Here is a 24,983-nt window from a genome sequence, read left to right on the forward strand (position 1 = left end):
TTCTTTTTACATAGAAAGCAAGCATTGGTAATTGGTTTCCAACGGGGGCGATCTGTCAAATTTAGGTTTATCAAAATAAAAAAGTTTGGTTTATCATTGATTTAATCATGTTAAACCATTTCTGGATTCATGACCATCCTTCTTTCACATTCCCGCATGTTCATTTCCACAAACAAAAAAGAGCTTTCAAGTTTGAAAGCTCTTAAAACTGATTGACTCTTCAACAAATGCGAGAATTGCAGAGCGCTTTTTGCCCTAGATTTAAAAACCGCTTACTTGCCGTCCGACACCGCTTCTTTTTTGGACCGGTAGCCGTCGGGGTGTTCTTTAAACCAATTCCACGCGCTTTCAATAATCGTTTCCAAATCGGCGTACTTCGGCTTCCACTCAAGTTCGTCCATCGCTTTCTCTGAAGAGGCGATAAGCTGTGCCGGATCGCCAGCGCGCCGTTCGGCAATCTCGGCCGGAATCCGGCAGCCTGTTACTTTGCGGGCCGTCTCGACGACTTCTTTGACCGAAAAGCCCGTGCCGTTTCCCAGGTTGTAAACAGCGCTTTCGCCGCCGTCACGGAGCCTTTCCACCGCAAGGATATGCGCATCGACCAAATCCATCACATGGATATAATCCCTGATACACGTCCCGTCCGGCGTCGGATAGTCGTCCCCGAAGATCATGATTTTGTCCCGTTTGCCCAGTGCAACCTGAAGAATGATCGGGATGAGGTGTGTTTCAGGCTGATGGTCTTCTCCAATCAGCCCCTTGAGATGGGCCCCGGCTACGTTGAAATAGCGCAGTACAACATGACGGATGCCGTACGCTTTTTCCGACCACTTGAGCATTTTTTCAATGGCGAGCTTTGTTTCTCCATACGGATTTGTCGGATCTGTCACGTCCGTCTCCATAATGGGAACCCGGTCAGGCTCCCCGTATGTAGCGGCAGTTGATGAAAAGACGATTTTCTTCACATCAAACGCCCTCATCACCTCAAGCAGGCAGACAGCTCCGTAAACATTGTTATCGTAATATTTGAGCGGTTCTGTCACGCTTTCCCCAACCAATGAGTCGGCGGCAAAATGCATGACCGCTTCGATCTCGTTTTCCTGAAACACGTTTTTCAGAAACGCTTTATCACGCAAATCTCCTTTATAAAAAGCGGCTCCGGAAAGCGCCGCCTCCTCATGCCCTGTTTGCAGATTATCGATAATGACGACTTCCTCACCGCGCTCCAACAGCTCTGCCACAGCATGACTGCCGATGTAGCCCGCACCTCCGCATACTAAAATTGCCAACTTCTCTCTCTCCTTTTCAGTTCAAACTTTGTCTTAAATATGGCATGCCTATGATTCTCCCCGCAATAGATCAAACACTTCATTTTCAGAGAATTCGATTTCCAAGCAAACATATACATATCGTTAAAAACCAGGCGACTTCATTTTACCATTTTCCAGCTTTTCCAGCCTTTGTTGTCAAAATATTTTCACAGAAAACAACACCCGTCTTCGCTGGTTCCAATTTATTACTCTGTTAGAATAGTTCGGATTTTCCTCCAAAATCGAGTAACACCCTTGGAAAAGAAGCTTGTTTTTGTCCAAATTCTATACTTTTCTCTCTCGTTTTGAAAACAAAGTTCTTTTTTTCCACTTAATGATCATTTAAAGTAGTATGATCGGATTACCCTCTTTTGATCCCACTTCTCATATAAGCAAAAAGAACCCTTTCGCCAAATCGCTGCCTGAATCTCTTAATCCCTTGCTGCTTGTGGATTTACCTCTATTAAATTGATCTTTTTCAGCTCTTTTTTCACTATTATTTTTTGAATATTCAAAGGATACTCGGCTGCAATTGAGAAATTCTTAATAGGGAAAAGTAATCATTTTTATTTGAATACTATCCAGTCAGTAATTGATTGTTTATTATTATAAGTAAGAATCTAAGATTTTTTGGTTTTTTTAGTCAGTTATTTAGGGAATAGGTAGGTTGAATCGATCTGCCTTTGTGAACTTTTTATGAAATTTGTCATTGTTTTCACATGGGTGTTGTTTTATAACTTTGATACATCTCAAGGCAAAAATAAGGTTTTCCTTGGGATGAACAACGTCTTATCATATTGGAGGAATCTATGAATACTCAAACGAAACACAAGCTGGACAAAGATTGGGTGATTTTGATGAAGGAGGCGAAAAAACTGGGGCTGCATGTCGAAGATGTTAAAGATTTTCTTCGCGCTCAGCGCAAACAAGGAGAAGCTGACAGAAAGCTGAGACAGTAGGGCTTTACCAATCCACAAAACAGGCGGTTCTGTAGAATCTTGAAATTTTCGAGATGATCCAGCCGGCTGTTTTCAAAGAGTGTTTAAAAATTTGATAACGACGTATGTTTACAAGCACAACTGATGCATGTGCATCAGTTTGTATTTGATATAAAAAAGAACAGCTGGCTTTTTCAGCTGCACTTCATTAAAGCATTGATAGTACGCCTCAAAGGGCACTCACTGTCAATGCTGGCCCTCTCCATTCTAAAGGGATGCCGGGAGGCCGCAGCTCTTACTGCCCTCTGTAACATGCGGCATGCCCGCTCTTGCTGCACCTCACCGATTGTATTCTCCACATTGCCGAAAAAGCAATCTCCCTAAACCGGACCCAGAGTTTTGGAGAAATCCTTAATCACACATTAAAATCGGATTTTTCGATGATAAAAATCTAAAATATCAATTTTACTGATTGTAAGTCCTCATTATAAACTGAAATAGAATTCACAACAGGAGGTAAGTTTATATGGGGATTGCAGTCATCTGCGGAAGTTCGCGTAAAGGCGGAAATACCGAAGCGCTTGTTGATCTGTTAATAGACGGCCTTGATGCCGACAAGATCTGTTTGCACGACTACCATATCGAGAGTGTACAGGATTACAGGCATGTTGAAGCGCGGCCGTTTTATCCTGACGACGACTACAGAGAGCTGATCAACAAAGTTTTGGAAAATGACATCGTCGTTTTCGCCACTCCAATCTACTGGTTCGGCATGTCAGGGCGGATGAAATATTTCATTGACCGCTGGTCACAAACATTAATTGAAATGGGAAGAGATCAGTTCAAACAGCAAATGTCGGCGAAAACGGCATATGTCATTGCTGTCGGTGATGATGAGCCTCACATCAAAGGGCTTCCTCTCATTCAGCAATTTCAATATATTTTTGATTTTATGGGCATGGCATTTGGCGGTTATATCATCGGCAAAGGAAATCGCCCCGGCGCCGTTTTGAACGATTCTGCCGCACTTTTTTCCGCAAACGAGCTTCGGCAAAAGCTGATGGAAACAACAAAGAGGGAGATGGAATGAAAAGAGAACAACCGAAGAGCCGCAGCGCTTTATGGAGGAAATATTTCATGGAAATCGTCAGGTCTTTCATCTTATATAAATAAGGGGCATGTGAAATTCGAAGAATAAAACCAGAGCTTGTTACATACCTTTGTTGTATCTTTTCAGACAATTATGAAGGAGGATGCAACAATGAAAAAAGCCGAAATAGATTACAGCAGAGCTGCGGCTTCTCCCGCGTTCCAGCAGCTGTTAAAGCAAAAGCGGGCTTTTATCGTGCCGATGACGATTTTCTTTCTGCTCTTTTATTTTCTTCTGCCGATCATGACATCCTATTTTACATTTTTGAATCGTCCTGCGGTGGGTGCCATTACCTGGGCGTGGGTGTTTGCGATTGCCCAGTTTGCCATGACCTGGACGCTCTGTACTCTCTACATGAAAAAAGCCGATCGGTTTGACAAGATGGCTGAAGACTTTAAAAAGGAATTTGGAGGAGTTGAATCATGAGCAGCACGGCCTTTATTTTGTTTCTTGCGATTGTAGGTCTCACCCTTGTCATCACATATTTTGCGGCGAAGCGGACCAAAACGGCAAATGAGTTTTATACAGCAGGAGGGGGACTGACCGGTCTTCAAAACGGACTGGCCATTGCTGGAGATTATATGTCGGCGGCTTCTTTTCTTGGAATCGCGGGAATGATTGCGCTGAACGGCTTTGACGGATTTTTTTACAGCATCGGATTTCTTGTCGCTTATCTAGTTGTTCTTTATATCGTGGCCGAGCCACTTAGAAACCTCGGGAAATTTACGATGGCTGATATGATCGCCTCCCGGTTCAAGCAAAAGAAAATCCGGGGTGTCGCAGCATTGAACACGATTGCCATCTCAACATTCTATATGATCGCACAGCTTGTCGGCGCCGGAGCACTCATCAAGCTTCTGCTTGGCATCGACTATACGCTTGCCGTCTGCATTGTCGGCGTTTTAATGACGATATACGTTGTATTCGGAGGAATGATCGCGACAAGCTGGGTGCAGATCATTAAAGCGGTCCTTTTAATGGCCGGAACACTCATCATATCGATACTCGTTTTCTCAAAATTCGGATTCAGCCTCACAAACATGTTTGAGCACATGAAAACGGCCACGCCGCTCGGTGCGGATTTCTTAAATCCGGGGAATAAATACAAGGTTCCTCTTGAAACGCTTTCTCTCAACTTGGCGCTCGTTCTCGGCACGGCGGGGCTTCCCCACATCCTCATCCGGTTTTATACGGTGAAAGATGCCAAAACGGCAAGAAAATCGGTTATTTCCGCTACATGGATTATCGGTATATTTTATATTATGACGGTGTTTCTCGGTTTTGGTGCTGCCGCATTTGTCGGTTTTGAAAACATTTTAGCTGCGGATAAAGCGGGGAATATGGCTGCGCCGCTCTTGGCTCAGGCGCTTGGAGGAGATTTCTTGTTCGCCTTTATCTCAGCGATCGCCTTCGCCACGATTTTAGCGGTTGTCACAGGATTGGTGCTTTCGGCGGCGTCCGCCTTTGCCCATGATATCTACAGCCAGATTATTAGAAAAGGGGCAGCGACGGAAAAAGAGCAAATGATCGCCGCAAGGTGGGCCTCCATCGGTGTATCTGTGCTTTCGATCCTGCTGGCTGTCTTTGCTCAGTCGCTGAATGTCGCGTTTCTTGTATCACTGGCGTTCGCGGTGGCGGCAAGCGCCAACCTCCCGCTGATTGTTTTCACTGTTTTCTGGAAGCGATTCAATACGGCCGGTGCTTTAACTGGAAGTTTGACCGGTCTTCTGAGCGCGCTGATTCTCGTCTCCATCAGCCCGAGTGTTTGGGATCCGGCCGGAAATGCCATCTTTATCGGCGACCCGCTGATCCCGATTTCAAATCCGGGAATTATCTCGATTCCGCTCGGCTTTTTAGGAGCTTATCTCGGAACCGTTTTATCTTCCAAAGCCTCTGATCAGGATGCATTTGAAGAGATCAAGGTTAAAGCGCATACTGGTATCCATATGGACCGGTCGTAAACATTTGAGCGGCCCGGCCGCAGGTTTTCGGCTACATCCGAAAGCGCGCCAGCCGCTCATTCAATGATTTTGTCTTTCGATAGACATCCCGGTAAATTTGAAACAGCTCCTGATACCGCCCGCTGAATGCTCTGCGGGGGGTAAACGTCTCTTTGACATGAACAAATTGTCCGGCGCATGATTCAAGTGTCGGAAACCAGCCGCACCCGACCGCGGCGAGCATCGCCGCCCCAAAAGCCGGTCCTTGTTCGCTTGTCAGTCTGATGATCTCGGCATTAAAAATGTCGGCTTGAATTTGCAGCCATTTTTCGCTTTTCGCGCCTCCGCCGATGGAAATGATGCGGCTGATTTCTTTACCGCCTGCACGAAATTGCTCAATGCTCTCATGGAGGGAAAATGTAATCCCTTCAATGACGGCCCTGACAAAATCTGCCCTCTTATGAGAACTGTCCATCCCGATGAAGCTGGCGCGAATATCAGCGTCTGCATGAGGAGTTCTTTCTCCGGAAAGATATGGCGTAAACAACAGTCCCCCTGCTCCCGGTTGTGAGTCATCCAGTTCGCTGATTAAGGAATCAAATGACAGGTGTTCAGCGAATACATCCTTGAACCAGCTGAGGCTCTGACCGGCTGAAAGCGTCACTCCCATTGAATAATACGCCTTGGGAGCAGCGTGATTAAAAAAGTGTATATTCCCGTTAAACTCTTGCACCGGGTCACTTTCATAGGTGAGGACGACCCCTGATGTGCCGATGCTGCACAAAGCATCACCTTCCTTTAAAATTCCGGCGCCAACGGCTCCGCAGGCATTGTCCGCCCCGCCGGCGAACACTTTAGTATGGCTTGAAAGCCCGGTCTCCGCTGCAAATTCAGGAGTGAGACAGCCGACGAAGGCGCCCGATTCCACCAGCTCGGGACAAATGGATTCGGGTATTCCAAGCCCGCTGCAAATCTCTTTGCTCCATGTTTTATGCTTTACATCAAGCAGAAGCGTCCCGGCAGCATCTGAATATTCGCTGTGAATGCGGCCCGTCATTCTGAATCTGACATAATCCTTCGGCAACAAAAAGACGGCTGCCTTTTCAAACAGTTCCTTTTCGTGTTCCTTTACCCACAAGAGCTTCGGAAGGGTGAATCCTTCAAGGGCCGGATTTTTGACAAGCTTCAGCAGCCGCTCTTTTCCGATCACATCTTCAATCTGCCGGCATTGCTCTGTCGTCCGGGTGTCATTCCATAAAATCGCGTTTCGCAATACTTTTCCTTCCCGGTTTAAAAGGACCAAACCGTGCATCTGTCCGGAAAAGCTGATGCCTTTAATCTGCTCTGCTTCAACGCTGGACTTTTCGACCAATTCCTTAATGGCTTCCTTCGTTTTTTCCGTCCATTCGTTTGGGTCCTGTTCAGAGCAGCCTGAATGCGGCTGTATGATTGAAAACGGCCTTGAGGCCTCTCCACACAATTCTCCGATTTGATTGACAAGTATGACTTTTACCGCGCTTGTGCCAAGATCGGCCCCGATGACATATTCCACTACTGTTTCTCCTTTCCTGCCGGCGTTTCGCGCAAAACGTTTAATAAATAGCGGTTAACTGTCGCTTTCAAATGTTCCTGGCGGCCGGATAGGTTTTCAATCCGATCATTCTCAAGCGCATATGCGGCAAGCTTTTTTAGATCGGCCCGTCCTTCTGCAATGTCCAGACCGATGCCATCCGTATAACTGTTGTAGCGCTTTTCGACCATCCGTTCGAGAACTTTGTCCTCCAAAAGCCGGTGAGCGACTTTCAGTCCGATCGCATACGTATCCATCCCGGCAATGTGGCCGAGAAATAGATCTTCATCCGCAAATGAGGCCCGCCTTACCTTGGCGTCAAAATTGATGCCCCCTGTTTTGAAGCCTCCCGCTTTCAGTATTTCATACATCGCCAAAACAGCAGAGTACAAATCCGTCGGGAATTCATCAGTATCCCAGCCCAAAAGCAGATCCCCCTGATTCGCATCAATCGAGCCGAACATGTCGTGAAGCGCAGCCACTCTGAGCTCATGCTCAAACGTATGTCCTGCCAATGTGGCGTGATTCGCTTCCAAATTCAATTTGAAATGGTCTTTTAAATCATACGTTTCCAGAAAAGCAATCGATGTTGCCGCGTCAAAATCGTATTGATGCTTTGTCGGCTCTTTCGGCTTTGGCTCAATCAAAAATTGGCCGTTAAAACCGATTTCTTCAGCATAATCAACCGCCATTCTGTAAAAGTGCGCCAAATGATCCAGCTCACGCTTCATATCTGTATTGAGCAATGTTTCATAGCCTTCCCTGCCGCCCCAGAACACATAATTTTCCGCGCCGAGCTCTTTGGCGATCTCCAGCCCTTTTTTCACCATTGCCGCGGCGCGTGCATAAACATCCGCATTGCAGGAGGTTGCCGCGCCATGGACATACCTTGGATGTGTAAACATATTGGCTGTATTCCACAACAATTTAACACCGGTTGACTCCATCATTTCTTTTAAAAAGGAAGTCATTTTATCCAAGTATATAAACGTTTCCCGCAAGGAATCGCCTTCATCAACGACATCCACATCATGAAAACAGAAATAGGGAACGCCGAGCTTCTCAAAAAATTCAAAAGCCGCTTCAGCCCGGGCCTTTGCTTTATCTAAAGGATGTGTCAGCCGGTTCCACGAACGGCTCATCGTCGCATCGCCGAAAGGGTCCTTCCCGTCCGCAGCAAACGTATGCCAATAGGCAACAGCAAAACGGAGATGTTCTTCCATCGTTTTGCCGCCGACACGTTCTTCAGGATTGTAATACTTATACGCGTATGGATGCTCCGAATCTGCGCCTTCATATTTGACCTTGCCTACCTCTTTAAAAAACATGTCCGATCTCCCCCTTATTTTTCCTCCGGAAGTTTGTTTACCCATTAAACTAACTTTTACACTTTTATCTTACAAGATAAATTAAACGCTTTCAATTGGTAATGTTAGAAAAAATTGAGTTTTTAAAATTTGTTATACTATAATAAAAAAGATACATACCATTGCAAAAGAGAGTGATCGTCATTGAATACCGCGGACCAAGCCCTTGTCAAAAAAATGAATAAAGCGCTGATTCTTGAACAGATCATCGCCAATGCCCCCATTTCAAGGGCAAAGCTTTCGGAAATAACGGGGTTAAATAAGGCAACCGTTTCCTCCCAGGTATCTTCCCTGCTGCAAAAGGACATCATTTTTGAAACCGGCCGCGGAGAATCGAGCGGCGGCAGACGGCCTGTGATGCTGAAATTCAACCGCAAAGCGGGGTTTGCGGTCGGCGTCGATATCGGCACGGACTACATCATCGTCGTATTAACTGACCTTGAAGGTAACATTATCGAACAGTATGAACGGGTTCTCGATGAAGAAGACATAACGGCGACAGAACAGGCGCTGATCGAACTGATCGGTTTGGCCATTGACAAGATGCCGCCCTCCCCATACGGCCTGACGGGGATCGGCGTCTGTGTTCCCGGCTTGGTTGACAATGACGAGCGTGTGGTGTTCACGCCAAATAAACCGATACATCTGATTGAATTGAAGAGGCTGCTGGAAGAACATTTCGATGTTCCTGTTTTGATCGAAAATGAAGCAAACGCGGGAGCCGTTGGTGAAAAAGAGTATGGTGAAGCAGGAGATTTGAAACATGCGATTTTTGTGAGTATCAATGCCGGCATCGGGCTGGGGATTTTGATGAACGGCAGGCTCTTTCGAGGTGTTGAAGGGTTTTCCGGAGAAGCGGGGCACATGTCGATCGACTTTAATGGTCCGGCGTGCCGATGTGGAAACAAAGGCTGCTGGGAGTTATACGCGTCAGAAAAAGCCGTTTTTTCACCCTACCTCAAAAATGGAGAGACACCGCTCTATCAAACGGTCAAAGAGCTCGCCGGGCGCCGGGACCCGAACATCCTGAAGACGTTCGAAACCTTCGGGTTCTATATCGGTGTGGGACTGCTCAATATCATCAAAACGCTGAATCCCGACACCATTATTTTGCGAAATACGATTGTTGAATCCCATCCGGAGATTGTCGACTCGATTAAGAAAACCATTTCATCTCGAAGCAAAAAAGAGGCGCTGACCGGCTATCGCTTACAAATCTCCTCACTCGGCCGCATCGCCTCCTCCCTGGGCGTATCATCGATTGTCATCGAACGCTTTCTGGAAACGGTTTATGAATGAAAGCTTTTGACGGCGGCTTCATGCAAAAAGCGCAAATCCCCGGCTAGGAATTTGCGCTTTTTTTGACGGATTTCACTTTTGCATGCAACGCTTCGGCAGCCGCTTTTGGATCGGCGGCCTTGCTGATGGCGCTGATGATGCTGATGCCGTCGGCGCCGGCTTCTATAACTGGTGCACAGTTTTCTATCGTGATGCCGCCGATAGCGACCACAGGAATTTCAATGCCTTGTCTCTGGATTTCGCTGATCAGCTTGACGCCCTGAACGGCTTTGGCGTCAAGCTTCGTTTCCGTCTGATAAACCGGCCCTGCACCGATGTAATCGGCGCCGTCTTGTTCGGCTTTGATGACTTCTTCGATGGTATGAGCGGACACGCCGAGAATTTTGTCCCCGATGCGGGCGCGGACGTCGGCGGCCTTTTCGTCATCCTGGCCGATGTGCACACCATCGGCACCAAGCTCAAGGGCGAGATCGACATCATCGTTGATGATAAACGGGACGCCGGCCTTGCGGCAAATCGCCTGGACTTGTCGGGCAAAAGCCTTTCGATCTTCGCCTTGCAGCGCTCCTTTTCCTTTTTCTCGAAATTGAAAAAGAGTGGCCCCGCCTTTTAAAGCAGATTCGATCACTGTTAAAGGGTCCTTCTCCGTATTATTGGAGCCCATTATAAAATAGACAGAAAGAAGATCTTTCATCGTTTGCCTTGCCACTTGTGCCATCACGATTTCACCTCTCTGATGATCGCCCGCTGCTCGATGTCTTTCGAGACTACAGCAGCAAGCTGGTTTAAAAATTCAATCTGGAAGCTTCCCGGCCCTTGATGAGCGGTTTTTTCCGCCGCCAACTCCGCGGCCAGGCCATAGAAAGCGGCAGCTGCTACAGCGGCCTTGCAATGATCCTTTTCAACCGCGCAAAAGGCACCAATGACAGAGGTGAACAGACACCCTGTTCCTGTTACCTTTGTCAGAAGCTCATGGCCATTGCCCACTGTATAGACCCTTGCCCCGTCGGTCACGACATCCTCCGCACCGGTCATGACTACGACCGTGTTCCAGGCTTTAGCCGCCTTTTTTGCCAGGCCGATCCTGTCGCCGCCATCTTCTCCGGCGTCCACTCCTTTTATCGCCCAGTCTTCACCAAGTGTATTGGCGATTTCCGCAGCGTTGCCCCTGATGAGAGAAACGTTTACCTTGCGCATGATCCGCTGAGCAGATGACGTTCGGAACGGCGTCGCCCCCGCTCCGACAGGATCAAGAATGACGGGAACCCCATGTTCATTTGCAGATTGGCCCGCAATGATCATCGATTCGACAGACTCCAGGCTGAGCGTACCGATATTCAGCACAAGAGCGCCGGCGATCTTCGCCATGTCCGCCGCCTCTTCCCTCGCATAAGCCATCACCGGTGAGGCGCCGAGAGACAGCAGGCCGTTTGCTGTAAAGTTTGTGACGACATTGTTGGTCATGTTGTGAACGAGCGGCTTTTGTTTTCTGACTCGTTCTATTCCTTTTGCGGCATCTTGTTGATTCATTTTGCTTCATCCCTTTCTGCTTCTGAATGACTCCATATATACGATTTTGTATGGTCAATCCAAGCCCTGGCCGCGAATGAAAGGTAGCGGTCCTTTCTCCAGATGACAGCGACGTGCCACGGAATGGAAGGCCTGATCAGGGGAATGATCTTCACCCTTTCCGGATCAAGATCCCGGCAGATTCTTTCAGGCAGAAGCCCGATTCCAAGATTCGCCGAGACCATTTCACTGATAAAATCCCATTGTGATGTTTCATAAATCACATTCGGCTGAAAGCCCGCTTTCAAACATGCTGTAATGATCCGTTCGTGAAGGACAAAGTCTTCCCGAAAAAAAATAAACGGTTCTTCGCTCAATTGTTGAAGCTCGATTTCTTTTGCATCAGCAAAACGGTGTGAAGGATGAACGATCAGCATCAGGTTTTCTTTTACAATTGTAAATGAATGAAAAATTTCTTCCTTTGCCGGCAGGACAACGACGCCGATGTCAAGCGAGCCATCTTCCACACCTTCCTGCACTTTCACAGACCCGTGCTCGACAAGCTGAAAGGTGACATTCGGATATTTGTCTCTGAAATCCCCGATGACTTTCGGGAAAAAACCGGAGCCGATCATCGGCGGCAACCCGATTCGCACATGTCCTTTTTTGACATCCATTAAATCATTCAGCTCTGAAGTTAAATTTTGAAACGACTTGGTGATCTCCTGGGCCTGCACATACATGCTTTGGCCGGCATCCGTCAGTTCGATCTGCCGTCCGCGCCTGTAAAACAGCTCAATTCCGAGCTCTTCTTCAAGATTTTTGATCATTTTTGAAATCGTCGGCTGTGAGATGTATAAGGACTGAGCGGCTTTTGTAAAGCTTTTCAGACGGGCGACCTCTAAAAAGTAGGTTAGGTGGCGTATGTCCATTCGTTTGACATCCTTTCAGAGCTTTTCGATGCTTGTTTTTCATTTATCTCATATTTTAAACCAAATTTCATATTTTCTGCACCCCCGTCCCCTTGCCACTGCCATATAAAAAAACGCCGCCGGCAAACCGGCAGCGCTTATTTTCTGGCAATCGCTTGATCTTGTTCCTTCAAGCTATCCACATTTGAGCGGGTGTCTTCAATATTTTTATCAACAGCTTCTTTGTATTGCTTGACCATGTCGTGTATGGTGCCTTCCCGTTCAAGCCATTTTTTTGTAAAGTCAAGGTTGTTTTGGCCGAGATCCCCGGCTGACGGGCCTTTTAGAGAAAGGGAGTCAAGCGCGCTTTTCACTTGATCCAGCTGTTTCATGACCGCTGCATGATTCAGTTTAATTGTCTTACTCATTTCAACCACCCTTTTAAACCATTGATTGTACTGTGCAGCGCATCGACGGCTTCCTCTCCCTTTTCAAGCAGAAAGTCCGCCCGGTCCGCCGACCAGCTCGCGGCATCAACCGCTCCTTTTTCAGCGTCCAAAGCAAATATCTTTAAATCGATTTTATGAATATACCGTTCATAATCATCGTTAAATATTCTGTACATCACCGTGTGCGCTTCATGACGTGCTTCATCGAAATCGGCTGCCCGGCTTCCGGTCCACGATTTGTCAAGGCTCGGACGCAAAATCTGTCTGATTTCTTCAATGCCGAGGTTTTGTTCCTTTTCAACTTCCCGCTTTGCCTTCTTAAGCCGGGAAATTTGTTCTTCCAGCTCGGCCGCTTTATGCGAGAGGACACCGTGTATTTTTTCCAGCGTGCCTGAGTAGTCCATTGTTTGTCACCTCTGAAATTGCAGTATTGATTTTCGGGCTGTTAAACCATCTTTTACATAGATTCACATCTTTTACTTGACTTTGCGCACATTTCCAATATTTATAGTTTAAGTCGAAAAGCATGGATGTTGAATAGGCTTTAAATACTGTTTTTAGGGATTTGTACACAGCATCTCGCCCACCCTTTTGAGGATTCAATGGATTATGACCGTTCTTTCCTGAGTCAATCAGAGGGCTCCGCTTGTCGGGACAAGTCCAATGGCATGGGGACTGAGAGGTTTGATTGTCACAGAAATCATCCCGGTCCATTCAGACAGTCGTTTTCTAATTTTAGTAAATAAACTGTTTCTTTCGCCCTGGTTTTTGCTTTTTTCATATAGACAAAATGAATAATGACTATTCTGTATATGTATTTTACCTATACCTCATTCTCCTGTACACTCTTGTTTAGAAAGGGGGATAATGACATGAAAACATTCATTAAAGGATTAGGTCAGGTCGCTCTTTTATTTTTATTTGCGCGTTTGATGAATCTGATTGTCGAGGTTCTTCATATAAAAATACCCGGAAGTATAATTGGTATCGTCGTGATCTTTGCGCTTCTCCATTTCAAGGTTATTAAGCTCGAATGGATTGAAATCGGCGCATTGTGGCTTCTTGCGGAGCTTCTTCTGTTCTTTGTCCCTTCCGCTGTGGGGATCATAAATTACGGAGATATTCTCAAGGAATTTGGAACAAGCATTATGCTCGTCGTTCTTCTCAGCACTTTTGTCGTCATGGTATCGACAGGAATGCTGACCCAAATGATTGCTAAAAGAAAGGAAAGGAAAAAAACATGCTCATCGGATGCATAAGCCTGATTGCTACAGTCTTGATTTATATGGGGGCGAAGGCGATATATACCCGGCATCCAAAGGTATATGCTTCACCTTTATTGATCACGCCGCTGATCTTGGTCGGCCTTCTGCTTTTGATTAATGTACCTTTTGAAGCATACAACGCCGGCGGACGGCTGTTGACCGATATGCTGCAGCCTGCTACCGTGGCTTTTGCGATTCCGCTCTACAAATACTTTCCGATCCTAAAAAAATACGCTGTTGAAATCATGATTAATGTAACCATCGGCTGCTGCATCGCGATCCTGTCAACAGCCTTCATCGCAAAGCTGTTCAAGCTGAATGGAGACCTGATCGAGAGCCTCGTGCCAAGATCGGTGACGACTCCGATCGCGATGAGCGTGTCGGAAATGATCGGCGGCATGCCTCCGGTCACCGCCGTATTTGTCATTTTGACCGCTTTGTTCGGCTCAGTGATCGGACCGATGGTCATCCGCTATTTCCGGATCGACAATGAAATCGCAAGAGGCGTTCTCCTTGGAACAAGCGCCCACGGAGCCGGCACGTCAAAAGCGTTTGAGCTGAGTTCAGTGTCCGGAACCATCTCCAGCGTATCCATGATTTTGGCGGCGATCATTACGCTTTGCGCGGCACCGTTTTTGATTTCGCTTATTACAGTTTGAACCCGTCAAATATCAATTTAGGGGAATTGTTTATCGAAGACAAAATATCATAAATATTTTTCCAGATCGTTAAATCGTAAATTGGGTGAAAATCATTTCAGTTTTCACCCAATTTACTAGTAAAAAGCCATTTTATTGTTTGAAATGGCTTTTTTGATTACTATTTAACTTTTCTAACTGCCCTATCAAACTCTTCTTCAATCACTGCCGCCGGTTTTTTCGTCAACAGGCTGACGGCAATAATGACCGCCGTACAAACAATGAACCCTGGAATCATTTCATAGACAGGGGCAAAAGCGTCCACTTGTTCCCAGGCGATCACGGTCAGCGCGCCGGAGAGCATTCCTAGAAGCGCGCCCCATTTTGTCATCCTCTTCCAATACAGGCTCAACAGGACGACCGGACCGAATGCAGCGCCGAAGCCGGCCCATGCATAGCCGACAAGGTTCAGTATCGTTTCATTCGGGTTGAGCGCCATAATGAGGGCGATCAGCGAAATCGCGAGAACAGACAGCCTTCCGACAAGAACGAGTTCTTTATCAGATGCACCTTTCCGGATAAATGCTTTATAGAAGTCTTCTGTCAGGGCGCTTGATGTCACAAGAAGCTGTGATGAAATCGTGCTCATGACGGCCGCCAAAATCGATGCCAGCAAAAACCCGGTGATCATTGAAGGAAACAAAAGCTCGGAAAGTACGATAAAGATCGTTTCGGGATTCTTTAATGTTAAATGGTTCGCACTGAAATAAGCGATGCCGACGAGTCCCGTAAACATCGCTCCGCAGATTGAAAATATCATCCAGCCCATCCCGATTCTCCGCGCTCTTTTCATCTCTTTCACACTTGAAATCGCCATGAACCTGACAATGATATGGGGCTGTCCGAAATAACCGAGCCCCCATGCCAACAGCGACAGGATCCCGACCGCGGTCGTTCCCTTGAACGGCTGCAGCAGGCCGGGGTCCACAGAACGAACTTCCGAAAACGCGGGTGCGACTCCGCCCAATTGAACAAAAACGACAATCGGCATTAAGATGAGCGCGATAAACATAATGGTTCCTTGGACAAAATCCGTCCAACTGACCGCCAAAAAACCGCCGAAAAGCGTATAGAGGATAACCACGCCGGCCGTCAGCCAGATGCCGATCCGGTAATCGAGATGGAAGGCGGTTTTAAACAGTTCTCCTCCCGCGACCATTCCTGAAGATGTATAAAACGTAAAAAAGATAAGAATCACAAAAGCTGAGGTCACCCTTAAAATCCTTGAGCGATCTTTAAAACGATTTTCAAAATAATCGGGTATCGTGATGCTGTTGCCGGCCACTTCCGTATATGTTCTCAGCCTCGGGGCTACATACAGCCAATTCAAATAGGCTCCGATCGCCAGGCCGACGACAATCCAGCCGCTGCTGAGCCCGTTGACAAACATCGCTCCCGGAAGCCCCATCAAAAGCCAGCCGCTCATATCCGACGCTCCTGCGCTTAAAGCGGTGACGGCGGGGCCGAGATTTCTCCCCCCGAGCATATAATCATTCAAATTTGCTGTTCTCCGATAGGCAAAATATCCGATGAACAGCATTCCAGCCATGTAAATACCTATCGATATCAAAACTCCGTAATCCATAACTTCCCCCTATTCAGTTTTTCGTATTATCAATATACATGATTCATCCGCCAACAGGTATCGTTTTTTATCACGATTCTTTTGAAATTTCGTGGTAAGCGCAATGAAAAAAGCCCGCCGGAGCGGGCTTTTGTCTTATTTTTTCCGAATTCTATTCTCCAATCACCGGGACGATCGCAAAAGGCATAGCAAATCCCCCATGATGATCGCCGAGAAAATTTCATGTCATTCACCAGCGGCGAATCCGCAAAAAGACAACTTTTAAATAATTGCCTTCGGGATAGCTTTTCAACGTCTTAAAGTCCTCAGGCAAGGAATGTTCTTCCAGAATCGTGTAGCTCGTCCCCGTTTCTTTGCATGCCGAATCAATGAAGCTTTTGAACTTTTTCATTCCGAATGCGCTACTGTTTGTTGAAGCGACAATAACCCCTTGGTTTTTTGTAATTTGGATCGTTTCTTTTAACAGATTTTTATAATCCTTTGCCGCGCTGAACGTATGCTTTTTCGTTCTTGCAAAAGATGGAGGGTCAAGAATCACCAGGTCAAAACTGATTTGTTTTTTCGCGGCGTATTGAAAGTAGCGAAACACATCCATTACTTTGATGTCATGAGCTTCAAAATCCAGACCGTTGACGCTGAACTGCTCGATCGTCCGGTTTAAGCTCCGGTTGGCCACATCGACACTTGTTGTTTTTTCGGCGCCTCCGAGGGCTGCGGCGACGGAAAAAGCACCGGTATATGAGAATGTGTTCAGCACGGTTTTCCCTTCGGCATACCGGTCCCTTATCGATTTGCGGACATGACGCTGGTCAAGGAACACGCCCGTCATGGCGCCGTCATTGAGATAAACGGCAAAATGGATGCCGTTTTCCTTCACGATAATCGGAAATTCTCCTCGCGTTCCTTTGACAAAATCGTCATCTTCGAGATACTGCCCGGCTTCATCAAACCGCTTTTTCTCATAGACGGCTTTATAGTCGACAAGCTCGTCAAGTGCGGAGATGATCATTTCCTTAAACGTATAAATCCCCTTGCTGTACCACTGAAGCAAATAATATCCATCATAGTAATCGATCGTGAAGCCGCCGATTCCGTCTCCTTCACCGTTAAATAAACGAAAGGCCGTCGTTTCCGGATCCTGAAAGAGCGGCTCTCTTTCCTGAAAAGCCTTTGCCAGTCTGCCGAGAAAGAAGCTTTTATCGACCGGCTCGTTCCGATTTTGCGTCAGCACCCATCCGATCCCTTTGTTTTGTTCTCCGTAATAGCCTTTCCCCAGGAAAGCTCCATTTTCATCGAAAATTTCAATCAGCTCTCCTTCTGTCAAATGGCCGACTTCCGAAAGGACGGCATCTTTTGAAATCAAGGGATAGCCTTTTTTCATCTTCGCCGCGTAGCTGTGTTTTATTTTTAGCGTCTTCATTGTGTTCAGTCCTTCTATTAAAGTCTTGTTCTATCCTACCATAACGCTTTGTTCATCTTCCTATACATGATAGCGGAATTTCCCTCCCGAAAAAATTGACGGATATTTCAGACTCTTCTATGATGATAAGAAAAAAGGAGGTATCCTAAAGGTGGCAAGAATCGACCACATAGGACTGATGGTGAAGGACATTGAGGCATCGATCGCTTTTTACCAAGATATGATCGGTATGACATTGAAAGGGAGAATGACGCACACAAACGGCGTCATGAAACTCGCTTTTTTAGGCTTTGAGAACAGAGACGAGACAGAGCTTGAACTGATCGAGGGATATAACGACAACCTTCCCCAGGAAGGAAAAGTTCATCATTTTGCCGTCTCGACCGATGATATCGAGGCTGAATTCGCTCGCGTAAAAGGCGCCGGCATCAAGCTGATGGAAGATGAGATCACCGTATTGCCGAACGGCTTCCGCTATTTTTTTCTTTTTGGCCCCGAAGGAGAAATGGTTGAGTTTTTTCAAAGAACATAACCGGGACGCGGCTTATCGCCGTTTCCGGTCTTTATCGAACGCGGAAAGCCGGCTGCTGTTTTTCGATAAACCTTTTGATGTTTTGATAGGTCACCTCTTCGATACGCCTGATGCTCTCAAACGTAGCGCCGCCGATATGCGCCGTGCAAATGACATTGCCGAGACCGGTGATCCGGGCAGCCGGCGGTTCGGTTTCAAAGACGTCCAATGCTGCGCCCCTGATCTGTTTTTGTTCAAGCGCTTGAATAAGCGCGCTTTCGTCCACCACTTCTCCGCGGGCAATGTTGATCAGGTACGCGGTTTTCTTCATTTTTGCCAGTTTTTCTTGATTGATCAAATGATAGGTGGCAGGTCTCAATGATGTGCTGATACATACAAAGTCCGATTTTGCCAGGAGATCGTCAAGCTCGGCGAACCGTACATTCAGCCGTTTGGCTGCATTGTAGTCTTTGTATGTGCCGTACGCCAAAACGTTCATATTAAACCCGGAAGCCCGCCTTGCAACCTTTTTGCCGATTTCCCCAAAACCGATAAGCCCCAGCGTTTTTCCATCGAGCTCATAACCCATCGCCGATTGCCATAAGCCGGCTTTGACTGCGGCGTTTGACTGCGGGATCGAACGGGCGCCAGACAGCAGAAGACCGAATGCCAAATCGGCGACTGCCGAGGCATTTTGGCCGGGTGCATTCGTGACGAGAATTCCTTTTTCGTTTGCATATTCCACATCAATATTGTCGATTCCCGCGCCGAATTTCATGATATACCGGAGTCCCGGAGCGGCGTCGATCAGCTCCCGGTCCGCTTTTTCAACGCCGGCGATATAAATATGGACATCCTTGATATGAGTCAGTAAATCCTGTCTCATCAACCGATTTGAATCCAAAAACGTAAATTCGGCGCCGAGCTGTTCGATCCTTTCTTTCAACCGCGGCGCTGCGCGGTAAAACAGTCCGTTAAGCGTCAACAGCACTTTAGGCAAAAGCTCTCCTCCATTCATCAGGAATTTTCCCGACCAGAAAAATGCTTGTTTCCGATGAAAGGAAACAAGCGAATATGGGGATACGTCAGGGTTTGTTGTCATTATATCGATTCATCCTGGGATTTAAAAAGAAGATTGGCATGTTAGCTGACATGGTTTTTAGACAACTTGTCCGTCTGGTTAAAGGCCGTGGACTGCAAATATTTAAAATATTGACGGGTGTACGGGTGTGAGGTTTGTGAATTCCAAGGCTTGTTTCCGCCGCAGAAATGAACGATTGCGGGATTTGCCCTTGTTTCCATATAGCGCTTTTGATCGATGAGAGAAGCCGGTGTTTTTTCTTTTAACATAATGTGTGTTTGGGCGTTCCACCTCGGATGAAGTTCGAGCCACTGATCATAAAGAATCGCGTTCAGCGCGTCCTGGTCATGAAACACAAACATGTCTTCATCGTTGTTATTGATAAACTCGATGACTTTTTTCGAAATGTCGTTTTTTCTCCAGGCTTCCATATCGATGATCATTATGCCCGAGTTAAAGTATTTTGCTTCATCACTGATGTTCATCTTTTTCAGCCGTTCATGCTGGCCTGCATCTTCAACGGCCGCTGCGAAATAAGGTGATATGTCCTTGTCCCACAACTTCGATATATCCTCCAACACTAAGGTGTCGCAGTCGACATAGATCATTCGTTTAACGGATTCGTCATCAATCAGATCGGGAATGGAAATTCGATAGTAAGCCGCTTTTGTAATATGGCTGCTTTCGACCGCTTTGTCATACTGGCTTTTTTCCACATTAAGAAATGTAATAGGAGCCCCGAATCGGAGGGTCGTCTCTTCCAGCCGCTTTTTATTCTCCGGTTCAATCCCTCCGTCGATGACATACAGTTTCACATCGCGCCTCTGATCCATATTCGTCAGCAATGATGCGAACAACACGCTTAAATGCTGTGCGTAGTTATTGTCTGTACAAGAAATAATATGCATGGTTCGGTCGCTTTTCATATGTCTTCCATCTCCTTTTCTTTTTTTGTTCTATTCCCTTTCTTCAAAAAATAAACACCGTCGATAGGCCGAAAAAAAAAGGATCATGCAAGATCCTCAGATTGTATGGCGTCTATTTTGGCTATCTTTTGACAAGAAGCTGCTTTAAATAAAAGTAAGGATAGCCAACAATAATGAGCGGGGCTGCTAACGCAAGGAGTATCCATGAGCCTGAGTGACTGTCTCTAATGACTCCAATGAATATACAAGTACCGATGAGAAAATATAATAAAGCACCTAAAAACCAATACATATTCATTCCTCTTTTTCTTTACACGTGTTCTTGGATTGACTATTTTTGTTTCGATGCTTGTCTGTTTTTTCGTTCGCATTGCTTAATCGATCAGGGCACTGATTTTTTAACACTTTCTCAGTTCTGATTCCTTTTCTTTTTAATGATAAAATGATGAGATCAATCGATTTCAATGTTGATCATTCCTTCAATGAATAGTGAGTTCCTCATTATTTTAAATGTAAATTTGGAAAGATAATACGTACATAAAGGCAGAATGTATATGTACGTTTGGGCAATGATCATATGTTGGGAACATCTAATGGTTCAATGCACCTTGGTATTGTTGTGTTCCTTTTCTTCCTATAAAATGATTGGATAAATGTATGTTGCACGTTCAATGAAATGGGATCGATTTTCATTAGTCTCTTTTCGGTTAAACTGTTAAAGGAAGTGGATGAGGTTTGCTGATAAGGAATCCTTTCAAAGAAAAGTACTACTCACATGATAGGCGGGCATTAAATATGCTTGCGCTCAGAGTGCCAGGCCTGGCTTTTATTCTCATGATCTATGTAGCCTCTATCGTGCTGCAATTTCTGAATGGGAGCTGGTCCATTTTATTGCTTAATGTGTTTACAGTATTGACCGCCATCTTTGTTTTGCTGCATTGGCACTCATATCGCTGGGTTAAGAAAAGGGTGATTCTGTACTTCATAGTACAAGGTCTGATCACTTTTACACTTGCTAATATCATGCCTGGCTTCTTAGTGCTGATCATCATTGGCCTTTATGCATTTTTGATTGGACAGATTATAGGAATGGCAGACAGAAGAAAGACGTTCCTCATCCTTTATTTATTGCTTCTGCTGTCAATCAATGTAGTATATCAGATTCACAAAGGTGAATATTTGCATTTTCTTGTCATAGCAGTACCTATTATGATCGTGACTATCACATATGCCGCTACATTTTTTTCCCAAGTCGATGAAAAGATAAAAGCGCAGCTGACTCTTGAAAGGCTGGAGCTGGCTCATCAGCAGGTAGAACAGCTGACGCTGCAAAACGAGAGACAGCGTATGGCCCGGGACTTACACGATACGCTTGCTCAAGGGCTGGTCAGTTTAAATATGCAGCTGGACGCTATTCATGTTCATCTCGCCAAAGACAACACAGAGAGAGCAAAAGAAATCGTTCAACAATCTATGAATAGAGTGAAAAGCACATTAGCTGATGCACGTTCAGCGATTGACGATCTGCGCAGCAAATCAGAAGAAATCGGTTTTTTAAAAGAAAGAATTACCTCATTAATGGATCATTTTCAAGAGTCGACAGGCATGGCTTGTTTTTTAGACTACAGATTAGATCAAGTGCCGGACGTTCGAACAGCTGAAAACTGTTATTACATCATTGGAGAATGCATAGCGAATGCAGCAAAGCATGCTGAAGCAGAAACAATCTCGGTATCCATTTGGGACGATGATAAGCAGAGGCTCCATTTAACTGTCAAGGACAATGGCAAAGGATTTGATGTTGAAAAGGGCAAGAAAAAGAGAGGACATTATGGGCTTCTCGGCATAGAAGAACGCGTCAGAGCAATGAAAGGCCAATTCAATATAAAGAGTAAAAAATCTATAGGAACACAAATTGAGATTACTGTACCAATTCAGGGAGAGATGCAAAATGAATAAGGTTTTAATCGTTGATGACCATCTTGTCGTGAGGGAAGGTCTGAAGCTTTTAATTGAAACGAATGATCACTACATCATCATAGGAGAGGCAGAAAATGGCAAAGCGGCAGTCCGCCTTGCAGATGAATTAAAACCGGATATTATTCTCATGGATTTGTATATGCCAGAGATGAGCGGGTTAGAAGCCATTAAACTAATAAAAGAAAAACACGACATCCCCATCATTATTTTGACTACGTATAATGAAGATCACTTAATGATCGAAGGAATTGAATTAGGGGCGAAAGGATATCTATTGAAGGATACAAGTTCAGAAACCCTTTTTCATACGATGGATGCAGCAATAAGAGGAAACGTGCTATTGCAGCCTGATATCTTAAAACGTCTGCAAGAAATCCAATTAGAGCGGATGAAGAAGCAGCACAGTGATACGCAGCTGACAGAAAAGGAAGTCATTGTTCTAAAAGCCATTGCCAAAGGGCTTAAAAGCAAAGCGATTGCCTTTGATTTGGGTGTCTCTGAGCGAACAGTAAAGTCTAGACTAACGTCCATTTACAATAAATTAGGCGCGAATTCAAGAACTGAAGCAGTGACGATTGCCATGCAAAGAGGTATTCTGACATTAGACTAATAATATCAAATTTGAAATTTGCCCAAACGTACATGTCCGAATGTACGTTTTTTTTATTTCATTGTCCACTACAATGAGAAGGAATATGATCAAGCAATGTGTTGAAAGGAGATTATCATGTCAAAAATGTTATATAAATTAGGAGGATGGGTTGCTCGCAATCGCTTAAAAGTTATATGCGCGTGGATCGTTGTGTTAGTTGCATCGATAGGCCTTGCAACCACATTAAAACCAAGTTTTTCTGAGGATATGTCCATACCTGACACACCTTCGGAAAAAGCGATGGATGTCATTCAAAAAGAATTTCCTCACGGCCCTGATAAAGGGAGCATACGGGTGATTTTCGGTGCTGAAGATGGAGAGAAACTGACTGCAGAGTCAGCCAAAAAAGCAATCGAAAATACGTTAAAGGAAATCGATAAAGATGGTTCTGTTGACTCGATTGCAAGTCCTTTTGTGACAGGAACAATCGCGAAAGATGGCACAGTTGCCTATGCTGATATCAAGTATAAAACATCAGCAGATGATATAAAAGATGACTCTATCAAACACTTAAAAGACAGTTTGAAAGTGGCTGATGACGAGGGATTGCAAACGGAGCTAAGCGGAGATGTACCGGGAGCTGAGATGGAGATAGGCGGTATCTCTGAAATTGTCGGCATTATTTTGGCCTTTGTCGTTTTGGCCATTACGTTTGGCTCTTTATTAATAGCAGGTTTGCCGATTTTAACAGCACTGATTGGATTAGGTGTAAGTATTGGACTCGTTTTGATTGGGACACAAGTATTCGATATTGCTTCCGTCAGTCTTTCATTGGCCGGAATGATCGGCCTTACAGTTGGGATTGATTATGCTTTATTTATTTTTACGAAGCACCGCCAGTTTTTAGGCGAAGGTATACAAAAAAATGAATCCATTGCGAGAGCTGCAGGAACAGCTGGGAGTGCAGTCGTTTTTGCCGGACTTACTGTTATCGTCGCACTTTGCGGATTGACTGTCGTTAACATTCCTTTTATGTCTGCAATGGGGCTGACAGCAGGGCTTAGTGTACTGATGGCTGTTCTCGCTTCCATCACGCTTGTGCCTGCCGTCTTGTCGATAGCGGGGAAACGGATGGTTCCGAAAGCAAACAAGAACAAAGAAAAACAAAGCGCTGAAACAAATGGCTGGGGACGCTTTGTCACAAAAAATCCTATCATGCTAAGTGTATGCAGCATTCTTATTTTGCTCGTTATTAGTATCCCATCTATGCATTTGGAGCTGGGCTTGCCTGATGCAGGGATGAAAGCGAAGGATAATCCAGATCGCCGGGCTTATGACTTGCTTGCCGACGGTTTTGGAGAAGGATTTAATGGTCAATTAACAATCGTAGCGGATGCCAGAAGTGTGACAGAAAATAAAGCGGAAGCCTTCGCAGACGCAGTGAAAGAAATAAAGGAACTAGACCATGTAGCGAGTGTCACTCCTGCAATGCCTAATAAAAAAGGGAACTTTGCCATCATTACGGTCGTTCCTGAAACAGGTCCAAATGATGCAGCAACGAAGGATTTGGTAAAAGATGTACGCAGCTTATCAGATAAAAATGGGATAGATTTGCTCGTCACTGGATCGACCGCAGTGAATATTGATATTTCAGATCGCCTTAATGATGCGATACCGGTGTTTGCTGTACTCATTGTTGGTTTTGCGTTTGTATTGCTGACAATCGTATTCCGTTCGTTGCTTGTGCCTCTTGTCGCGGTTGCAGGTTTCATTTTGACGATGACAGCCACTCTTGGAGTCTGTGTATTTGTCTTACAAGACGGAAATCTCATCGACTTGTTCCAAATACCTGAAAAAGGACCGATACTCGCCTTCCTGCCGATTTTATCCATTGGGATTCTGTTCGGATTAGCGATGGATTATCAAGTATTCCTTGTAAGCAGAATGCGCGAAGAATATGTGAGAACAAAGAATCCAGTACAAGCGATTCAAGCTGGATTAAAACACAGCGGTCCTGTTGTCACCGCAGCCGGCCTGATCATGATATTCGTTTTTGCAGGATTTATCTTTGCTGGTGAAGCTTCTATTAAAGCCAACGGGTTGGCTCTTTCCTTTGGTGTGCTCTTTGATGCATTTATTGTACGAATGACACTGATTCCAAGTCTGATGAAGCTGATGGGGAATGCAGCCTGGTATTTGCCAAAATGGCTGGACAAGATGATTCCGAATGTAGACATAGAAGGACATCAACTCACGAAGGAAATACAGCCAGAAATCGATTATGAACAAAAGAAACAAATCAGTATGTAATAGAAAGCAGATCTTTTACGAGATCTGCTTTTTTGCTTCATATTCCTGATCATGCTGTGAACGATTCTATAGCCGTAATTAGAAGATAAAGTCGGCAGGTAAAAAAGGAGACACTTATGGCGCAATCACTCATTTTCGATATGAATGGAATTTTGTTTCAAATTGATCAAAT

At 45.4% G+C, this 24,983-nt stretch carries 25 protein-coding genes; 11 read left to right on the plus strand and 14 right to left on the minus strand.

Translation table 11 applies throughout. The features are described 5' to 3' along the window. Positions 1-272: 272 nt before the first annotated feature. Positions 273-1,289, minus strand: coding sequence for a UDP-glucose 4-epimerase GalE (gene galE, locus P3X63_RS20945; protein ID WP_026589180.1), 1,017 nt, complete (start codon positions 1,287-1,289; stop codon positions 273-275). Between the two features lie 830 nt (positions 1,290-2,119). On the opposite strand from galE, the gene P3X63_RS20950 reads away from it, so the two are divergent. From P3X63_RS20950 to P3X63_RS20965, 4 genes are all read left to right on the plus strand, one after another. Further along, a complete protein-coding gene (locus P3X63_RS20950; protein ID WP_035428549.1) occupies positions 2,120-2,269 on the plus strand; it encodes an anti-repressor SinI family protein in 150 nt (49 codons plus the stop codon). 505 nt (positions 2,270-2,774) lie between these two features. Further along, positions 2,775-3,338 (plus strand): flavodoxin family protein, encoded by a 564-nt coding sequence (locus P3X63_RS20955; RefSeq protein WP_277691895.1) that lies wholly within the window; start codon positions 2,775-2,777, stop codon positions 3,336-3,338. A 171-nt stretch (positions 3,339-3,509) separates the two neighbouring features. Next, a complete protein-coding gene (locus P3X63_RS20960) occupies positions 3,510-3,824 on the plus strand; it encodes a DUF485 domain-containing protein (RefSeq protein WP_026589182.1) in 315 nt (104 codons plus the stop codon). After that, positions 3,821-5,359 (plus strand): solute symporter family protein, encoded by a 1,539-nt coding sequence (locus P3X63_RS20965; protein ID WP_026589183.1) that lies wholly within the window; start codon positions 3,821-3,823, stop codon positions 5,357-5,359. Before P3X63_RS20960 ends, P3X63_RS20965 begins: the two co-directional genes overlap by 4 nt. Positions 5,360-5,390: 31 nt before the next feature. On the opposite strand, the gene xylB is transcribed toward P3X63_RS20965, so the two are convergent. Both xylB and xylA read right to left on the minus strand, forming a co-directional pair. Continuing rightward, complete coding sequence (gene xylB / locus P3X63_RS20970; protein WP_277691896.1) at positions 5,391-6,890, minus strand: xylulokinase; 1,500 nt, start codon at positions 6,888-6,890, stop codon at positions 5,391-5,393. Further along, on the minus strand, positions 6,890-8,236 hold the full coding sequence (gene xylA, locus P3X63_RS20975) for a xylose isomerase (RefSeq protein ID WP_277691897.1): 1,347 nt from the start codon (positions 8,234-8,236) through the stop codon (positions 6,890-6,892). Before xylA ends, xylB begins: the two co-directional genes overlap by 1 nt. A 183-nt stretch (positions 8,237-8,419) precedes the next feature. Between xylA and P3X63_RS20980 the strand changes: the two genes are divergently transcribed. Continuing rightward, a complete protein-coding gene (locus P3X63_RS20980) occupies positions 8,420-9,574 on the plus strand; it encodes an ROK family transcriptional regulator (protein ID WP_026589186.1) in 1,155 nt (384 codons plus the stop codon). Positions 9,575-9,617: 43 nt separating this feature from the next. On the opposite strand, the gene thiE is transcribed toward P3X63_RS20980, so the two are convergent. From thiE to P3X63_RS21005, 5 genes are all read right to left on the minus strand, one after another. Then, positions 9,618-10,292 (minus strand): thiamine phosphate synthase, encoded by a 675-nt coding sequence (gene thiE / locus P3X63_RS20985; protein ID WP_026589187.1) that lies wholly within the window; start codon positions 10,290-10,292, stop codon positions 9,618-9,620. After that, positions 10,292-11,104: a hydroxyethylthiazole kinase gene (gene thiM, locus P3X63_RS20990; protein ID WP_077736006.1), complete on the minus strand. Its 813-nt coding sequence runs from the start codon at positions 11,102-11,104 to the stop codon at positions 10,292-10,294. The genes thiE and thiM overlap by 1 nt, the downstream gene beginning before the upstream one ends. Further along, positions 11,101-12,015, minus strand: coding sequence for a cidABC operon transcriptional activator CidR (gene cidR, locus P3X63_RS20995; RefSeq protein WP_026589189.1), 915 nt, complete (start codon positions 12,013-12,015; stop codon positions 11,101-11,103). Before cidR ends, thiM begins: the two co-directional genes overlap by 4 nt. 137 nt (positions 12,016-12,152) lie before the next feature. Continuing rightward, on the minus strand, positions 12,153-12,422 hold the full coding sequence (locus P3X63_RS21000; protein ID WP_277691898.1) for a YwqI/YxiC family protein: 270 nt from the start codon (positions 12,420-12,422) through the stop codon (positions 12,153-12,155). Beyond that, complete coding sequence (locus P3X63_RS21005) at positions 12,419-12,847, minus strand: YwqH-like family protein (protein WP_026589191.1); 429 nt, start codon at positions 12,845-12,847, stop codon at positions 12,419-12,421. Before P3X63_RS21005 ends, P3X63_RS21000 begins: the two co-directional genes overlap by 4 nt. A 468-nt stretch (positions 12,848-13,315) precedes the next feature. Here P3X63_RS21005 and P3X63_RS21010 point away from each other — a divergent pair, with 468 nt between their 5' ends. Both P3X63_RS21010 and P3X63_RS21015 read left to right on the plus strand, forming a co-directional pair. Beyond that, on the plus strand, positions 13,316-13,702 hold the full coding sequence (locus P3X63_RS21010) for a CidA/LrgA family holin-like protein (protein WP_026589192.1): 387 nt from the start codon (positions 13,316-13,318) through the stop codon (positions 13,700-13,702). Continuing rightward, positions 13,684-14,367 (plus strand): CidB/LrgB family autolysis modulator, encoded by a 684-nt coding sequence (locus tag P3X63_RS21015; protein WP_277691899.1) that lies wholly within the window; start codon positions 13,684-13,686, stop codon positions 14,365-14,367. Before P3X63_RS21010 ends, P3X63_RS21015 begins: the two co-directional genes overlap by 19 nt. Before the next feature lie 160 nt (positions 14,368-14,527). Here the strand turns inward: P3X63_RS21015 and putP are convergent, their stop codons facing one another. Together putP and P3X63_RS21025 are read right to left on the minus strand one after the other, a co-directional pair. Next, positions 14,528-15,991, minus strand: a complete 1,464-nt coding sequence (gene putP, locus P3X63_RS21020) for a sodium/proline symporter PutP (RefSeq protein ID WP_277691900.1) — start codon at positions 15,989-15,991, stop codon at positions 14,528-14,530. Positions 15,992-16,220: 229 nt separating this feature from the next. After that, entirely contained in the window at positions 16,221-17,411 is a 1,191-nt protein-coding gene (locus P3X63_RS21025; protein ID WP_026589195.1) for a class I SAM-dependent rRNA methyltransferase, read from the minus strand. A gap of 151 nt (positions 17,412-17,562) precedes the next feature. Between P3X63_RS21025 and P3X63_RS21030 the strand changes: the two genes are divergently transcribed. After that, positions 17,563-17,943, plus strand: coding sequence for a VOC family protein (locus tag P3X63_RS21030; protein ID WP_026589196.1), 381 nt, complete (start codon positions 17,563-17,565; stop codon positions 17,941-17,943). A 31-nt stretch (positions 17,944-17,974) separates the two neighbouring features. Here P3X63_RS21030 and P3X63_RS21035 read toward each other — a convergent pair whose 3' ends face one another. The 4 genes from P3X63_RS21035 to P3X63_RS21050 all read right to left on the minus strand — a co-directional run bounded on the left by P3X63_RS21035 (position 17,975) and on the right by P3X63_RS21050 (position 20,394). Further along, positions 17,975-19,024 carry a phosphoglycerate dehydrogenase gene (locus tag P3X63_RS21035; protein ID WP_277691901.1) on the minus strand — a complete coding sequence of 350 codons (1,050 nt, stop codon included), beginning with the start codon at positions 19,022-19,024 and terminating at the stop codon, positions 17,975-17,977. Positions 19,025-19,065: 41 nt separating this feature from the next. Continuing rightward, complete coding sequence (locus tag P3X63_RS21040) at positions 19,066-19,929, minus strand: glycosyltransferase family 8 protein (RefSeq protein ID WP_277691902.1); 864 nt, start codon at positions 19,927-19,929, stop codon at positions 19,066-19,068. A 121-nt stretch (positions 19,930-20,050) separates the two neighbouring features. Continuing rightward, positions 20,051-20,227, minus strand: coding sequence for a hypothetical protein (locus tag P3X63_RS21045; protein ID WP_142246069.1), 177 nt, complete (start codon positions 20,225-20,227; stop codon positions 20,051-20,053). Beyond that, a complete protein-coding gene (locus tag P3X63_RS21050) occupies positions 20,224-20,394 on the minus strand; it encodes a hypothetical protein (RefSeq protein ID WP_142246068.1) in 171 nt (56 codons plus the stop codon). Before P3X63_RS21050 ends, P3X63_RS21045 begins: the two co-directional genes overlap by 4 nt. Positions 20,395-20,664: 270 nt before the next feature. On the opposite strand from P3X63_RS21050, the gene ydfH reads away from it, so the two are divergent. From ydfH to P3X63_RS21065, 3 genes are all read left to right on the plus strand, one after another. Then, entirely contained in the window at positions 20,665-21,888 is a 1,224-nt protein-coding gene (gene ydfH / locus P3X63_RS21055; RefSeq protein ID WP_277691904.1) for a two-component system sensor histidine kinase YdfH, read from the plus strand. Beyond that, positions 21,881-22,519 carry a two-component system response regulator YdfI gene (ydfI, locus tag P3X63_RS21060; RefSeq protein ID WP_077736002.1) on the plus strand — a complete coding sequence of 213 codons (639 nt, stop codon included), beginning with the start codon at positions 21,881-21,883 and terminating at the stop codon, positions 22,517-22,519. The genes ydfH and ydfI overlap by 8 nt, the downstream gene beginning before the upstream one ends. A 117-nt stretch (positions 22,520-22,636) precedes the next feature. Next, a complete protein-coding gene (locus tag P3X63_RS21065; RefSeq protein ID WP_277691909.1) occupies positions 22,637-24,811 on the plus strand; it encodes an MMPL family transporter in 2,175 nt (724 codons plus the stop codon). Positions 24,812-24,983 lie beyond the last annotated feature (172 nt).

This window comes from Bacillus sp. HSf4 (genome assembly GCF_029537375.1).
Lineage (GTDB): Bacteria > Bacillota > Bacilli > Bacillales > Bacillaceae > Bacillus > Bacillus sonorensis_A.

What these genes read in the sequence shown, in the direction of transcription:
- P3X63_RS20950 (WP_035428549.1), top strand. Translation starts at nt 2,120, where the DNA reads ATGAATACTCAAACGAAACACAAGCTGGACAAAGATTGGGTGATTTTG.
- P3X63_RS20955 (WP_277691895.1), top strand. Translation starts at nt 2,775, where the DNA reads ATGGGGATTGCAGTCATCTGCGGAAGTTCGCGTAAAGGCGGAAATACC.
- P3X63_RS20960 (WP_026589182.1), top strand. Translation starts at nt 3,510, where the DNA reads ATGAAAAAAGCCGAAATAGATTACAGCAGAGCTGCGGCTTCTCCCGCG.
- P3X63_RS20965 (WP_026589183.1), top strand. Translation starts at nt 3,821, where the DNA reads ATGAGCAGCACGGCCTTTATTTTGTTTCTTGCGATTGTAGGTCTCACC.
- xylA (WP_277691897.1), bottom strand. Translation starts at nt 8,236, where the DNA reads ATGTTTTTTAAAGAGGTAGGCAAGGTCAAATATGAAGGCGCAGATTCG.
- thiE (WP_026589187.1), bottom strand. Translation starts at nt 10,292, where the DNA reads ATGGCACAAGTGGCAAGGCAAACGATGAAAGATCTTCTTTCTGTCTAT.
- thiM (WP_077736006.1), bottom strand. Translation starts at nt 11,104, where the DNA reads ATGAATCAACAAGATGCCGCAAAAGGAATAGAACGAGTCAGAAAACAA.
- cidR (WP_026589189.1), bottom strand. Translation starts at nt 12,015, where the DNA reads ATGGACATACGCCACCTAACCTACTTTTTAGAGGTCGCCCGTCTGAAA.
- P3X63_RS21000 (WP_277691898.1), bottom strand. Translation starts at nt 12,422, where the DNA reads ATGAGTAAGACAATTAAACTGAATCATGCAGCGGTCATGAAACAGCTG.
- P3X63_RS21005 (WP_026589191.1), bottom strand. Translation starts at nt 12,847, where the DNA reads ATGGACTACTCAGGCACGCTGGAAAAAATACACGGTGTCCTCTCGCAT.
- P3X63_RS21010 (WP_026589192.1), top strand. Translation starts at nt 13,316, where the DNA reads ATGAAAACATTCATTAAAGGATTAGGTCAGGTCGCTCTTTTATTTTTA.
- P3X63_RS21015 (WP_277691899.1), top strand. Translation starts at nt 13,684, where the DNA reads ATGCTCATCGGATGCATAAGCCTGATTGCTACAGTCTTGATTTATATG.
- putP (WP_277691900.1), bottom strand. Translation starts at nt 15,991, where the DNA reads ATGGATTACGGAGTTTTGATATCGATAGGTATTTACATGGCTGGAATG.
- P3X63_RS21025 (WP_026589195.1), bottom strand. Translation starts at nt 17,411, where the DNA reads ATGAAGACGCTAAAAATAAAACACAGCTACGCGGCGAAGATGAAAAAA.
- P3X63_RS21035 (WP_277691901.1), bottom strand. Translation starts at nt 19,024, where the DNA reads ATGACAACAAACCCTGACGTATCCCCATATTCGCTTGTTTCCTTTCAT.
- P3X63_RS21040 (WP_277691902.1), bottom strand. Translation starts at nt 19,929, where the DNA reads ATGAAAAGCGACCGAACCATGCATATTATTTCTTGTACAGACAATAAC.
- P3X63_RS21045 (WP_142246069.1), bottom strand. Translation starts at nt 20,227, where the DNA reads ATGAATATGTATTGGTTTTTAGGTGCTTTATTATATTTTCTCATCGGT.
- ydfI (WP_077736002.1), top strand. Translation starts at nt 21,881, where the DNA reads ATGAATAAGGTTTTAATCGTTGATGACCATCTTGTCGTGAGGGAAGGT.
- P3X63_RS21065 (WP_277691909.1), top strand. Translation starts at nt 22,637, where the DNA reads ATGTCAAAAATGTTATATAAATTAGGAGGATGGGTTGCTCGCAATCGC.